Source organism: Streptomyces sp. NBC_00667, assembly GCF_036226825.1.
In the GTDB taxonomy this organism is placed as follows: domain Bacteria; phylum Actinomycetota; class Actinomycetes; order Streptomycetales; family Streptomycetaceae; genus Streptomyces.
Genome location: NZ_CP109022.1, coordinates 4385778 through 4399400 on the forward strand (window position 1 = coordinate 4385778; position 13623 = coordinate 4399400).

The following is a 13623-nucleotide window of genomic DNA, read 5'->3' on the forward strand; positions in this document are numbered from 1 at the left end:
TTGGGACCTAGGAGGCACTCCATGCGCGGAGCCACCCACGTCAAGTGGGCCGCATGCGCGGCGGCCGTCGCCCTCGCGGCGACGGCCTGCGGCGGCGGAAGCGACAGCGGCGCGGGCGGCGGGGACGCGGGCATCGTCAGCTCCTCCTGGGGTGACCCGCAGAACCCGCTGGAGCCGGCCAACACCAACGAGGTGCAGGGCGGCAAGGTCCTCGACATGCTCTTCCGGGGCCTCAAGCGGTACGACCCGAAGACGGGCGAGGCCGTCAACATGCTCGCCGACAAGATCGACACGACCGACAGCCAGAACTTCACGATCACCTTGAAGGACGGCTGGAAGTTCAGCAACGACGAGCCGGTCACCGCCCAGTCCTTCGTGGACGCCTGGAACTACGCGGCGGACGTGCGCAACAAACAGAACAACGCGCCCTTCTTCGCGGACATCGTCGGATACGCCGACCTGCACCCGGCCTCCGGCGAGCCGAAGGCCAAGACGATGTCCGGGCTCGTCGTCAAGGACGCCAAGACCTTCACGGTCGCCCTGAAGGCGAAGTTCTCCACCTGGCCCGAGACCCTCGGCTACCAGGCCTTCTCCCCGCTGCCCAAGTCCTTCTTCACCGACCACGCCGCCTGGCTGAACAAGCCCGTGGGCAACGGCCCGTACACGGTGGACTCGTACACCAAGGGCACCGGCATGAAGCTGCGCAAGTGGGACGGCTACCCGGGCCCCGACAAGGCGCAGAACGGAGGTGTGGACCTCAAGGTCTACACCGACAACAACACCGCCTACACCGATCTGATCTCCGGCAACCTCGACCTCGTCGACGACGTGCCCGCGCAGCAGCTCAAGAACGTCAAGAACGACCTCGGGGACCGCTACATCAACCAGCCGGCCCTCATCATCCAGACCCTCACCTTCCCCCTGTACGACCCGAACTGGGGCAAGGCCGGGATGGAGAAGGTCCGCCAGGGCATCTCGCGCGCCATCAACCGTGACGAGATCACCCGGCAGATCTTCCGCGAGACCCGCACCCCCGCCAAGGACTGGACCTCCCCGGCCCTCGGCGCCAAGGGCGGCTTCAAGGACGTCTGCGGCGACCTGTGCACCTACGACCCGGTGGCGGCCAAGAAGCTCATCCAGGACGCCGGCGGGATTCCCGGCGGCAAGGTCACGCTGACGTCCAACGTGGACACGGGCTCGCACCGCGAGTGGATGGACGCCGTCTGCAACAGCATCAACAACGCCATCGGCGAAGGCCCCGTCTGCACCGTCAACCCGGTCGGTACCTTCGCCGACTTCCGCAACCAGCAGAGCGCCTTCAAGCTGACCGGCCCCTTCCGCTCCGGCTGGCAGGCCGACTACCCGTTGATCCAGAACTTCCTGGAGCCGCTCTACTACACCGGCGCCTCCTCCAACTACGGCAAGTTCAGCAACCCGGACTTCGACAAGCTCATCGACGAGGCCAACCAGGAGAGCGACGCGGCCAAGGCGATCGCCAAGTTCCAGGACGCGGAGAAGATCCTCGGCGAACAGATGCCCTCCATCCCGCTCTGGTACCAGAACGGCAGCGCCGGGCACTCCGAACGGATCTCCGACGTCACCCTCAACCAGTTCAGCGTCCCGGTCTACAACGAGATCAAGGTCAGCTGACCCGCCTTCGGACCGATCCTGGAGCAGTCCATGGGACGTTATGTGATCCGGCGGCTGCTCCAGATGATCCCGGTGTTCATCGGCAGCACGTTCCTGATCTTCTTCATGGTGTACGCGCTCGGTGACCCCGTCGCGGCCCTCTTCGGCGACAAGGCGCCCGACCCCGCCACCGCGGCCCGCATCCGCAAGGACCTCTTCCTCGACCAACCCCTGTGGAAGCAGTACCTCCACTACATGGGGCAGATCTTCCAGGGCGACTTCGGCACCGCCTTCAACGGTCAGGAGGTCACCGAGCTGATGGCCACGGCCTTCCCCGTCACCCTGCGCCTGACCATGGTCGCCATCGTCATCGAGATCGTCGTCGGGATCACGCTGGGCGTGGTCAGCGGGCTGCGCCGGGGCAAGGCGGTCGACACGAGCCTGCTGGTGCTCACGCTGGTCGTCATCTCCGTGCCCACCTTCGTGACGGGCTACCTCCTCCAGTACCTCTTCGGCGTCGAATGGGGCTGGGTCCGGCCCACCGTCTCCGCCGACGCCCCCTTCGGCGAGCTGCTCCTGCCCGGCGTCGTCCTCGCGCTCGTCTCCCTCGCCTACGTCACCCGGCTCTCGCGCACCTCCATCGCCGAGAACGTCAAGGCCGACTACGTCCGCACCGCCGTCGCCAAGGGCCTCCCGCGCAGGCGCGTCATCACCCGGCACCTGCTGCGCAACTCGCTCATCCCCGTCGTCACCTTCATCGGCACCGACATCGGCGCCCTGATGGGCGGCGCCATCGTCACCGAGCGGATCTTCAACATCCACGGCGTCGGCTACCAGCTGTACCAGGGCATCCTGCGCAACAACTCCCCGACCGTGGTCGGCTTCGTGACGATCCTCGTCATCGTCTTCCTGCTCGCGAACCTGCTCGTCGACCTGCTCTACGCGGTCCTGGACCCGAGGATCCGTTATGCCTGAGCACTACGACCCGCTCCAGCCCGGTGACAACGAAGCCATCGCGCCGACGGGGCAGGGAGGCGCCATGGACCTGGCCCTGGAAGAGGGCGAAAGCCTGGAGAAGCCGCTGGGGGACGGCAGTACCGGCTCCGGGAGCGGCCCGCAGCAGCCGGCCCGCTCCCTGTGGTCCGACGCCTGGCACCAACTGCGCCGCAACCCCGTCTTCGTCGTCTCCGCGCTGCTGATCCTCTTCCTCGTCGTCATCGCCATCTGGCCGCAGCTCATCGCGAGCGGCGACCCGCTGCACTGCGAGCTGTCTAAGTCCCAGCAGGGCCCCGCACCCGGCCACCCCTTCGGCTACGACACCCAGGGCTGCGACGTGTACACCCGTACCGTCTACGGGGCCCGCGCCTCCATCACCGTCGGCGTCTGCGCCACCCTCGGCGCCGCGCTGCTCGGCTCGGCGCTCGGCGGCCTGGCCGGGTTCTTCGGCAGCTGGGGCGACGCCCTGCTCTCCCGGACCGCCGACATCTTCTTCGGCATCCCCGTCGTCCTCGGCGGGCTGGTCTTCCTGTCCGTCGTCACCAGCACCACCGTGTGGCCCGTCGTCGGATTCATCGTGCTGCTCGGCTGGCCCCAGCTCGCCCGCATCGCCCGCGGATCGGTGATCACCGCCAAGCAGAACGACTACGTGCAGGCCGCCCGGGCCCTCGGCGCCGGAAACACGCGGATGCTGCTGCGGCACGTCGCGCCGAACGCCGTCGCCCCCGTCATCGTCGTCGCCACCATCGCCCTGGGCACCTACATCGCCCTGGAGGCCACCCTGTCGTTCCTCGGGGTGGGCCTGCGGCCGCCGACCGTCTCCTGGGGCATCGACATCTCCAACGCCGCCCCGCAGATCCGCAACGCCCCGCACATGCTCCTCTACCCGGCGGGAGCGCTGAGCCTGACCGTGCTGGCCTTCATCATGCTCGGCGACGCGGTGCGCGACGCCCTCGACCCCAAGCTGCGCTGAGGAGCCCCCGCCCATGCTGCTCGAAGTGCGCGACCTGCACGTGGAGTTCACGACCCGCGACGGGGTCGCCAAGGCCGTCAACGGCGTCGACTACTCGGTGGACGCGGGCGAGACCCTCGCCGTGCTCGGCGAGTCCGGCTCCGGGAAGTCGGTGACCGCGCAGGCCGTGATGGGGATCCTCGAAGTGCCGCCGGGCCGGATCGCGGGCGGCGAGATCCTGTTCCAGGGCAAGGACCTGCTCGGGATGCGGGAGGAAGAGCGCCGCAAGATCCGCGGGAACGAAATGGCCATGATCTTCCAGGACGCCCTCTCCTCCCTGAACCCCGTCCTGAGCGTCGGCGCCCAGCTCGGCGAGATGTACGAGGTCCACCGCGGCCTCTCCCGCAAGGCCGCCAGGGCCAAGGCGGTCGAGCTGATGGACCGGGTGAAGATCCCGGCGGCCAGGCAGCGCGTGGGGGACTACCCGCACCAGTTCTCCGGCGGCATGCGCCAGCGCATCATGATCGCCATGGCGCTGGCCCTGGAACCCGCGCTGATCATCGCCGACGAGCCCACCACCGCCCTGGACGTCACGGTCCAGGCCCAGGTCATGGACCTGCTCGCGGAGCTCCAGCGCGAACTGAACATGGGGCTGATCCTGATCACCCACGACCTCGGCGTCGTCGCGGACGTCGCCGACAAGATCGCCGTCATGTACGCCGGCCGGATCGTCGAATCGGCCCCCGTGCACGAGATCTACGCCGCACCCGCCCATCCGTACACCCGGGGTCTGCTGGACTCGATCCCGCGCCTGGACCAGAAGGGCCAGGAGCTCTACGCCATCAAGGGGCTGCCGCCCAACCTGCTGCACATCCCGCCCGGCTGCGCCTTCAACCCGCGCTGCCCCATGGCGCAGCCCGTCTGCCGCACCGACGTCCCGCCGCTGTACGAGGTGACCGAGTCGCCCGTACCGCGCACCACCGCCTGCCACTTCTGGAAGGAATGCCTGCATGCCTGAGCCGATCCTGGAGGTGAAGGAGCTGGTCAAGCACTACCCGCTGACCCAGGGCATCCTCTTCAAGCGGCAGATCGGCGCGGTCAGGGCGGTGGACGGCGTCTCCTTCGACCTGCACCGGGGCGAGACCCTCGGCATCGTCGGCGAATCGGGCTGCGGCAAGTCCACCGTCGCCAAGATGCTGGTCAACCTGGAGCGGCCGACGGCCGGCACGATCTCGTACAAGGGCGAGGACATCACCCGGCTCTCGGCCCGGGCCCTCAAGGCCGTGCGCCGCAACATCCAGATGGTGTTCCAGGATCCGTACACCTCGCTGAACCCGCGCATGACGGTCGGCGACATCATCGGCGAGCCGTACGAGATCCACCCCGAGGTGGCCCCCAAGGGCGACCGGCGCCGCAAGGTGCAGGAACTCCTCGACGTGGTCGGGCTGAACCCGGAGTACATCAACCGGTACCCGCACCAGTTCTCCGGCGGCCAGCGCCAGCGCATCGGCATCGCCCGCGGCCTGGCCCTGCGCCCGGAGGTCATCGTCGCGGACGAGCCCGTCTCCGCCCTCGACGTCTCGGTCCAGGCGCAGGTCGTCAACCTGCTGGAGCGCCTCCAGGACGAGTTCAGCCTGTCCTACGTGTTCATCGCGCACGACCTCTCGATCGTGCGGCACATCTCCGACCGCGTCGGCGTCATGTACCTGGGCCGCATCGTGGAGATCGGCACCGACACCGAGATCTACGAGCACCCCACCCACCCCTACACGCAGGCGCTGCTCTCGGCCGTCCCCGTGCCCGACCCGCGCGCCCGGGCGGTGCGCGAGCGGATCATCCTGGCCGGCGACGTCCCGTCCCCCGCCAACCCGCCGTCGGGGTGCCGCTTCCGTACGCGCTGCTGGAAGGCCCAGGAGCGGTGCGCGGTGGAGGTGCCGCCGCTCGCGGTGCCCGAGTGGTTCCCGTCCGGGCCGAGGGCGCACCCGTCCGCCTGTCACTTCGCGGCGGAGAAACGGGTGGTGCCGGTGACGGCTCCGCCGCCCGCCCCGCCGCCGAAGGGGCTCGCGGAGGGGGAACGGCCCCCGGAGGACCGATGATTTCCGGCCACCCCCGAGCGTACGTCCGAATATCTCTGCGGTTGCCGCAACTCCGTTTACTTCGCGGCGACTTGACCGAGTCTGTCCCGATGCACCTGCCCGGCAGGCTGGTGCGCGTGTGGCCGTGGGGGTCCGGACGGCCGGCCGGGTGGGCGTACTGCCTGTCCGGCCGGGCTCCCCGTGCCCCTGCTCGTGCGCGGCGTGCGCCCTTCGTGCTGCCGGAATTCGATCGATGCGCTGGTACGGATAGTTATGATCCGTAGCGCACGGTGGGTATGAGTCCGCCGTGCACGAGTACGTACCCGATGTCCGCTCGACGTGGAGGTGAAACGCCGTGGCACTCTCGATCTCGGCCGTGGTGCTGCTGGCGATCGTCGTCTTCCTGCTGGTGCGGAAGTCGGGGCTGAAGGCGGGACACGCCTTCGTCTGTGTGCTCCTCGGCTTCTATCTGGCGAGTTCGACCATCGCGCCCACCCTCAGCCAGCTGACGTCCAACGTGGCGAGCATGATCAGTGGCCTCAAGCTGTAGGGCCCAGCTCGTAGGCTGACCCCATGAACGGTCTTCCCGCCCGTCGTCTGCTCCTCGTGCACGCGCACCCGGACGACGAGTCGATCAACAACGGCGTCACCATGGCCAAGTACGCGGCCGAGGGCGCCCACGTCGCGTTGGTGACCTGCACGCTCGGCGAGGAGGGCGAGGTCATCCCGCCCGGCCTCGCCCACCTGGCCCCCGACCGCGACGACACCCTCGGCGCGCACCGGGTCGGCGAGCTCGCCGCCGCCATGAAGGAACTGGGCGTCACCGACCACCGGTTCCTCGGCGGCCCGGGCCGCTTCCGGGACTCCGGGATGATGGGCGCCGAGCAGAACCACCGGCCCGGAGCCTTCTGGTCAGCCGAAGTGGACGAGGCCGCCGCGTACCTCGTGGAGGTCATCCGCGAGCTGCGGCCGCAGGTGCTGGTCACCTACGACCCCGACGGCGGATACGGCCACCCGGACCACATCCAGGCGCACCGGGTCGCCACGCGCGCCGCCGAACTCGCGGCGGAGACCACCTACCGGCGTGACCTCGGGGATCCGTACGAGATCCGCAAGGTCTACTGGAACCGGGTGCCGCGGTCCGTGGTCGAGGAGGGCTTCGAGCGGCTCCGCGCGGCCGGTGCGGCGGTGCCCTTCCCCGGCGTCGCGTCCCCGCAGGACGTGCCGGGCGTCGTCCCGGACGAGCGGATCACCGCCGAGATCGGCGACGAGGACGGCCGGGACGCCTTCGTGCGGGCCAAGGCCGCCGCGATGCGGGCGCACGCCACGCAGATCGCCGTGGACGAGCCCTTCTTCGCCCTGTCGAACGACTTGGCCCAGCCGCTCTTCGCCCGCGAGTACTACGAACTCGTCGCGGGGGAGCCGGGCGCCCCGGAAGGCGAGCGGGAGCGCGACCTGTTCGCGGGGGTGCCGGCATGACCGGGACGCTGACCCCCGGGCGGATCGCCGCCCTCCTCGGCCTGCTCGTCGCCGGGGCGGTGACGGGCGCGGCCGGATGGCTCGTGGTCGACCTCTGGTTCCCCGGCGGGCTGCTGCTGGCACTGCTCGCCCTCTTCGGGGTCTTCCTCGCCGGCCGGCTCGCGACCGGGACCGGGCTCGGGGTGGGCGCGGCCGCGGTCGGCTGGTTCCTGGCGTACGTACTGCTCAGCCTGCCGCGCCCCGAAGGGGACTTCCTGCTCGGTTCGTCCGGAATCGGCCTGTACGTCTACCTTTTGGGCGGGGTCGTCGCCGCTGTGATCTGCGCCACGATGAAGGGCGGCCCGGACCGGCCGGTTTCGGCCGCGCGGCCCCGGCGCTGACGTGCTGTCGGACGCGGCCGGGCTCTGATCGGGGACGGCTTGAGGCGGTTTGACGGTCCGTGTAAGGGTGACCCTGCGGAGCCCAAGAGGAATCCCTGATTCCCGACGGACAGTTGCGCGTGCGCGGCGGCCAGTATGGTGGACGGGCCGCCGAGCTGCCCGCGCAAGGTTGACGGGCGGCGGAGCCAACCGGGAGAACCTGCCTTGAGTCGTGAAACTGACAGTTCGTCCCCCGGGCCCCAAGGGCACGGTGGAGCCGCCTACCCCTCGGGCACGCCGCCGTATGGAACCGGCCGGAATCCGTCCACGACCGAGCCACCCGGGCCTGGCGCGGCGACCGCCACGGAGGAGAACCCTGTGACTTCGAAGCCGTCCACGCCCGACTCCGACGGGCCGAAGACCGAGACCACCCTGACGACCCGGATCCGGATCAACATCCCCGGGTCCCGGCCGATCCCGCCCGTCGTCGTGCGCAAGCCGGTGAAGGACGCCGAGGGGTCCGCGCAGTCGCGGTCCGGCGCGCCCGAGGACGCGGCCGGTCAGGCGCCCGGCCCGGCGCCGGCGCCGTCCGCCGGTTCGGGGACCGGTCCGAAGGCCGGGGCGGGGGCCGGGGCGCAGTCGCCGCCCGCGCCGCTGCCCACGCGCACCCCCTCGGCCTCCCAGTCCGGCCGGGCGCAGGCCCAGGGCGGCTCGGACGAGGCGTCCAGCAACTGGTTCGCGCCGCGCAAGGCCGCCGCGACCCCGCCGGCGGGCGTACGGACCGAGTCCGGTCCGACGCCGGGCGGCGCGGGCTACGCCCCGGCTGCGGGCGGCGCGCCGACGGGGCAGTCCGGTCCGGCGGGGTCCGCCGCGCCCGACGGGCCCCGCAGCGGCGGCGTGCCGCGGCCGCAGGGTCCCGCGTCCGGCTTCGGCTCCGACCGGGGGTTCCCGCCCGGTCCGCCCGCCCCGGGAGTGCCCCAGGCCTACCCCGAGTTCGACAACGGTCCGTCCACCGAGGCGTTCCCCGCCTACGAGGAGCCCGCGCCGCAGGCCGGGCCCGCCGGGCCGACCACCGGCCCCGCGTTCGGGACCGCCCCCGTACGCGCCGACGACGCGCCGCGCTGGCCCGGGCCGGAGGCCCCGCCGGCGGGTGGCCCGTTCCCGGGCGGCCCGCGGCAGGACGGCCCGGTGCCCGGGGACCCCTTCGCCGGGGACCCGTTCGCCGCGGACCCCTTCGCCGCCGGCCCGAGGCCCGGTGGCACGGTGCCCGGGGACCCGTTCCCCGGCCCGCGGGCCGAGGGGCCCGGTCCGCTGCCCGGCAGCCCGTTCCCCGGTGGCCCCGGGCCCGGACCGGTCGTGCCCACGGCGGCCCCGCAGCCGCCCAAGCAGGCCCGGCCGGCCCCCAAGGCCCCCGCGAAGCCCGCCAAGAAGCGCTCCAAGCTCGTCATGGCCGGCGGCGGCCTCATCGCCCTGCTCGGCGTGGCCTACGGCGCCGGGCTGCTCCTGAACCACTCCGACGTCCCCAAGGGCACGACCGTCCTCGGCGTCGACATCAGCGGCAGCCGCGACGAGGCCGTGACCAGGCTCCAGGCCGTCTTCGGTACCCGCGCCTCCGCCCCGCTCCAGTTCACGGTCGGCGGCAAGCAGGTCGAGCTCAAGCCCGACAAGGCCGGGCTGACCCTCGACACCCAGACCACCGTCCGCAACGCCACGGGCAGCGACTACAACCCCGTCACCGTCATCGGCTCCCTCCTCGGCCGGTCGCGCACCGCCGAAGCGGTGATGCCGGTGGACGAGGAGAAGCTGCGGGTCGCGCTCCAGCAACTGGCGGGCAGCGCCGGCACGGCGACCGAGGGCACGATCAAGTTCGACAGCGGCAAGGCCGTCGCCGTCCCCGGCCAGGCGGGTACCAGCCTGGACGTCGACGGTTCCATCGACCCGGTGGTCAAGGCCTTCCGCAACACCATCGCCAGCGGCAAGGCCACCCCCGTCGAACTGCCCACCGCCACCCGGGAACCCTCCGTCGACCAGGCCGAACTGAACCGTGCCATGAAGGAGTTCGCGGAACCCGCGATGTCCGGCATCGCCACGGTCAAGGCGGGCAACAAGTCCATCGCGTTCGGCGCCAAGACGCTGCCCAAGATCCTCAGCATGTCCCCCGTCCAGGGGCACCTCGTCGAGAAGTACGACCTCGAAGCGTTGAAGGCCGCCTACAGCGACACCTTCGACGGGATCCTGATCGCCAGGGGCACCGGAGCGAAGACCGCCGTCACCCCGCAGGACGTCGCGGGCGCCCTCGGCAAGGCCCTGCGCGGCAAGACGCCCGCGGAGCGGACCGCGGTCATCGACACGGACGCCAACTGATCACAGGCTGCTGGAACCGCAGGTCAGAGCCCCTGTCATCCCTCTCGTGCGAGAGGGGCGGCGGGGGCTTCGGCTTGGGCCCGGCGCACCGTCACATCTGCCGCATGACAACTGTCATGCGGCAGTCACGACGGGAGACACTGACGCGGAACCCCCGTGGCGGGCGAATCTTGAGCCATGAAGACGACGACCGCGACGCAAACAGCCGCCGCCCCGGGCCCCGGAGCCACCACCGCTCCTGTGGTGAGCTTCCAGAACGTGACCAAGGCCTACGGCGCCGTCCGTGCGGTCGACGGCCTGTCCCTCGACCTCCACCCGGGCGAGACCGTCGCGCTCCTCGGCCCCAACGGCGCCGGCAAGTCCTCCACCCTCGACCTCCTGCTGGGTCTGCGCCCCGCCGACGCCGGTTCGGTCCGGCTCTTCGGGAGCTCGCCCCGCGAGGCGATAGCCGCCGGGCGGGTCGGGGCCATGCTCCAGACCGGCGGTCTGATGGAGGAAGTGACCGTCCGCGAGATAGTCGCCCTCACCTGTGCGCTCCACCCCCGCCCGTACCCGGTCGAAGAGGTGCTCAGCCGCGCCGGGATCTCCGACATCGCGGGCCGGCTCGTCAACAAGCTCTCCGGCGGGCAGGAGCAGCGCGTGCGCTTCGCGCTCGCCACCGCCGGGGACAACGAGCTGATCGTGCTGGACGAACCGACGACCGGCATGGACGTCACCTCCCGCCAGGCCTTCTGGGCCACCATGCGGGAACAGGCCGCCCGGGGCCGTACCGTCCTCTTCGCCACGCACTACCTGGAAGAGGCGGACGCGATAGCCGACCGCGTCCTGGTCCTCAGCAAGGGCCGGCTCCTCGCCGACGGCACCGCCGCCGAGATCAAGGCCAAGGCCGGCGCCCGCCGGATCGCCTTCGACCTCGCGGACGGCCAGGTCGACGAGCAGGCGCTGCGCGCCCTGCCGCACCTCACCTCCTACGAGCGGCACGGCGAAACCGTGAAGCTCCAGTCGCGTGACGCCGACGCGACCGTACACGCGGTCTACGCCCTGGGGCTCTACCCCCGGAACCTGGAAGTCGCCGGGCTGGGCCTGGAACAGGCCTTCATCGCCCTCACCGAGGCCGAGGAGGCCAACGCATCATGACCACCGGAACGCTCAAGCTCGTCAAGCTCGAAGTCACCCGCGCCCTGCGCAACAAGAAGTACCTGTTCTTCACCGTCCTCTATCCGGCCGCGCTCTTCCTGATGCTCGGCGGCACCCTGAACGGCACGACCAAGGTCATGGGCACGGACCTGGCCATGCCCGCCTTCTACATGGTCGCCATGGCCTCCTTCGGCGCCCTGACCGCCGTCCTCATGGGCAACAGCGAGCGAATAGCCAAGGAGCGTGAGGCGGGCTGGGTCCGCCAGCTGCGCCTGACCTCCCTGCCGGGCCGCGGCTACGTCCTGGCCAAGACCGCCAGCGCCGGTGTGCTGTCCCTGCCCGCGATCCTCGTCGTCTTCGCGGTGGCCGCACTGGTCAAGGGCGTACGGTTCGAGGCCTGGCAGTGGCTCGCCCTGACGGGCTCCATCTGGGCCGGCAGCCTCGTCTTCGCCGCCCTCGGCGTGGCCCTCGGCTACTTGGCCAGCGGGGACACCGTCCGCCCCATCACCATGCTGTTCTACTTCGGCCTCTCCATCCTCGGCGGCCTGTGGACGCCCACCGCGGCCTTCCCGCAGTGGCTCCGCAACATCTGCGAGTGGCTGCCGACCCACGCCTACGCCGGCCTCGGACAGGCGATAGAACTGGGTGGCGCGCCCCACATGAAGGACGTGGCGATACTCGCGGTCTACTTCGTACTGTTCACGGGTGCTGCCGCCTGGCTGTACCGGAAGGACTCGTTGAAGGCGTGACGACGCAAGTGACCAGAGCGGCCAGATTCATGAACGACAGCATGACGGGGGGAGGCGACGGACCCAGGGTGGGCGTGCGCCCCGAGACCCGGCGCCACAAGATCGTCAAGTCGATGTGGATCAGCCTGTGGCTGTTCTACCTCAGCGCCCCCGTAGCCGATCTGGTCAGCGGCGGACACAGCCTGCAGGCCCGGCTGCTCGGCGGCCTGGGCCTCGCGGCCTTCGTCTCCTGGTACCTGGCCCTGGTCTTCCGCACCGCCCGGGAAAGCCAGGTGCGCTGGCTGCTGATCTCGGTCGCGGCCCTCTCCGCCCAGGCGACCGTCCTGTCCCTGAGCCTGGGCCGCGAATGGCTCGTCCTCTTCGTCTACGTCTCCATCTCCTCCGGCGCCGCGCTGCCGGGGGGAATCTCCCGCTGGACGGTGCCGGGCGCGACCGCGCTGCTGACGGTGACGGCCCTCGCGGTGCCGGGCGGCGACGCCTACCTGGCCGGCCTGCTGATCCCGGCGGTGATGGGCGGCTACGCGATGGTCGGCATCCGCGCGATGATCCGTACCACCATCGAACTGCGCGAGGCCCGGGCGACCGTGGCGCAGCTCGCGGCCAACGAGGAACGGCTGCGGATGGCCCGGGACCTGCACGACCTGCTCGGGCACTCGCTGTCGCTGATCACGCTCAAGAGCGAACTGGCGGGCCGGATGCTTCCGGACCGCCCGGAGCTCGCCGCCCAGCAGGTGGCGGACATCGAGCAGGTCAGCCGCCAGGCGCTGGTCGACGTACGGGAAGCGGTGAGCGGCTACCGGCGGCCGACCCTGCCGGGCGAACTGGCCGGCGCACGAACCGCCCTGACCGCGGCGGGCGTCCTCGCCGACCTTCCCCAAGAGGTCCCGGAGGACCTCCCGCAGGAGGTCGAATCGGCGCTCGCGTGGTCGCTGCGCGAGGCGGTGACGAACGCGGTACGCCACAGCGGCGCCAAACGCTGCACGATCACCCTCGCCGCCCGTCAGACCCTCGCCGGCAAGATGGTCGAACTGACCGTCTTCGACGACGGGGCGGGCGGTGCGGCAACCCACGGCAACGGCCTGACCGGCCTGACGGAGCGCCTGGAGGCGGTGGGCGGCACCCTGGAGGCGGGCCCGGTGGGCAGGACCGGCTTCCGGTTGCTGGCCCGCGTCCCCCTAGGATCTGACTCATGACGCCACGGCCCATCCGGATCCTCCTCGCCGAGGACCAGTCCATGGTCCGTGAGGCCCTCGCCGCGCTGCTCGGCCTGGAGCCGGACATCGAGGTGCTGGCCCAAGTCGCCCGCGGCGACGAGGTGTTGGCGGCGGCCCGCGCGCACGACGTGAACGTGGCGCTGCTCGACATCGAGATGCCGGGCATGACGGGCATCGAGGCGGCGGCGGCCCTGCGGGACGCCCTGCCGGCCCTGCGGATCGTCATCCTGACCACCTTCGGCCGCCCCGGCTACCTTCGTGGGGCGATGGAGGCGGGGGCGTCGGCGTTCCTCGTGAAGGACGCCCCGGCCGCACAGTTGGCGGAGGCGGTGCGCAAGGTCCTCACGGGCGAGCGCGTCATCGACCCGACGTTGGCGGCGGCAGCCCTCGCCGAGGGGGCGAACCCGCTGACCGACCGCGAGCGGGAGGTGCTGCGCGCGGCGGAGTTCGGCGCGACCAACGCGGAGCTCGCGGCCCGGCTGCACCTGTCGCAGGGAACCGTCCGCAACTACCTCTCGACGGCGATCCAGAAGCTGGCCGCCCGCAACCGTGCCGAAGCCGTCCGCGTGGCCCGCGAAAAGGGCTGGCTGTAGCAGTCCCGCGGGTGCGGAAGGCCGGTCCGGGCGGCTCCGTGCAGAGCGGGCCCGTCCAGCGGGCCCGTTCAGCGGG

13 protein-coding genes are annotated in these 13623 nt (G+C 71.2%); all 13 read left to right on the top strand.

Annotated elements, in window-relative coordinates; genetic code table 11:
• Positions 1-21 precede the first annotated feature (21 nt).
• The 13 genes from OHA81_RS20505 (at position 22) to OHA81_RS20565 (ending at position 13547) form a co-directional block, all read left to right on the top strand.
• The gene (locus tag OHA81_RS20505; RefSeq protein WP_329197984.1) at positions 22-1650 is read left to right on the top strand and encodes a peptide ABC transporter substrate-binding protein; all 1629 of its coding nucleotides are present in this window, start codon (positions 22-24) and stop codon (positions 1648-1650) included.
• Positions 1651-1680: 30 nt separating this feature from the next.
• A complete protein-coding gene (locus tag OHA81_RS20510; protein WP_329197986.1) occupies positions 1681-2604 on the top strand; it encodes an ABC transporter permease in 924 nt (307 codons plus the stop codon).
• Complete coding sequence (locus OHA81_RS20515) at positions 2597-3598, top strand: ABC transporter permease (RefSeq protein WP_329197988.1); 1002 nt, start codon at positions 2597-2599, stop codon at positions 3596-3598. The genes OHA81_RS20510 and OHA81_RS20515 overlap by 8 nt, the downstream gene beginning before the upstream one ends.
• A gap of 13 nt (positions 3599-3611) precedes the next feature.
• A complete protein-coding gene (locus OHA81_RS20520) occupies positions 3612-4595 on the top strand; it encodes an ABC transporter ATP-binding protein (protein ID WP_329197990.1) in 984 nt (327 codons plus the stop codon).
• Positions 4588-5673 (top strand): ABC transporter ATP-binding protein, encoded by a 1086-nt coding sequence (locus tag OHA81_RS20525; RefSeq protein ID WP_329197992.1) that lies wholly within the window; start codon positions 4588-4590, stop codon positions 5671-5673. The genes OHA81_RS20520 and OHA81_RS20525 overlap by 8 nt, the downstream gene beginning before the upstream one ends.
• 334 nt (positions 5674-6007) lie before the next feature.
• A complete protein-coding gene (locus OHA81_RS20530) occupies positions 6008-6202 on the top strand; it encodes a hypothetical protein (RefSeq protein WP_136213899.1) in 195 nt (64 codons plus the stop codon).
• 23 nt (positions 6203-6225) lie between these two features.
• Entirely contained in the window at positions 6226-7131 is a 906-nt protein-coding gene (mshB, locus tag OHA81_RS20535; protein ID WP_329197995.1) for an N-acetyl-1-D-myo-inositol-2-amino-2-deoxy-alpha-D-glucopyranoside deacetylase, read from the top strand.
• Entirely contained in the window at positions 7128-7511 is a 384-nt protein-coding gene (locus OHA81_RS20540) for a DUF6113 family protein (RefSeq protein ID WP_329197996.1), read from the top strand. Before mshB ends, OHA81_RS20540 begins: the two co-directional genes overlap by 4 nt.
• Before the next feature lie 204 nt (positions 7512-7715).
• The gene (locus tag OHA81_RS20545; RefSeq protein ID WP_443056597.1) at positions 7716-9854 is read left to right on the top strand and encodes a hypothetical protein; all 2139 of its coding nucleotides are present in this window, start codon (positions 7716-7718) and stop codon (positions 9852-9854) included.
• Positions 9855-10031: 177 nt separating this feature from the next.
• Complete coding sequence (locus OHA81_RS20550) at positions 10032-10991, top strand: ABC transporter ATP-binding protein (protein ID WP_329197998.1); 960 nt, start codon at positions 10032-10034, stop codon at positions 10989-10991.
• Positions 10988-11740 carry an ABC transporter permease gene (locus OHA81_RS20555; RefSeq protein ID WP_329198000.1) on the top strand — a complete coding sequence of 251 codons (753 nt, stop codon included), beginning with the start codon at positions 10988-10990 and terminating at the stop codon, positions 11738-11740. The genes OHA81_RS20550 and OHA81_RS20555 overlap by 4 nt, the downstream gene beginning before the upstream one ends.
• Before the next feature lie 41 nt (positions 11741-11781).
• Complete coding sequence (locus tag OHA81_RS20560) at positions 11782-12933, top strand: sensor histidine kinase (protein ID WP_329202427.1); 1152 nt, start codon at positions 11782-11784, stop codon at positions 12931-12933.
• Positions 12930-13547: a response regulator transcription factor gene (locus OHA81_RS20565; RefSeq protein WP_329198001.1), complete on the top strand. Its 618-nt coding sequence runs from the start codon at positions 12930-12932 to the stop codon at positions 13545-13547. Before OHA81_RS20560 ends, OHA81_RS20565 begins: the two co-directional genes overlap by 4 nt.
• The last annotated feature ends 76 nt before the right edge of the window (positions 13548-13623 follow it).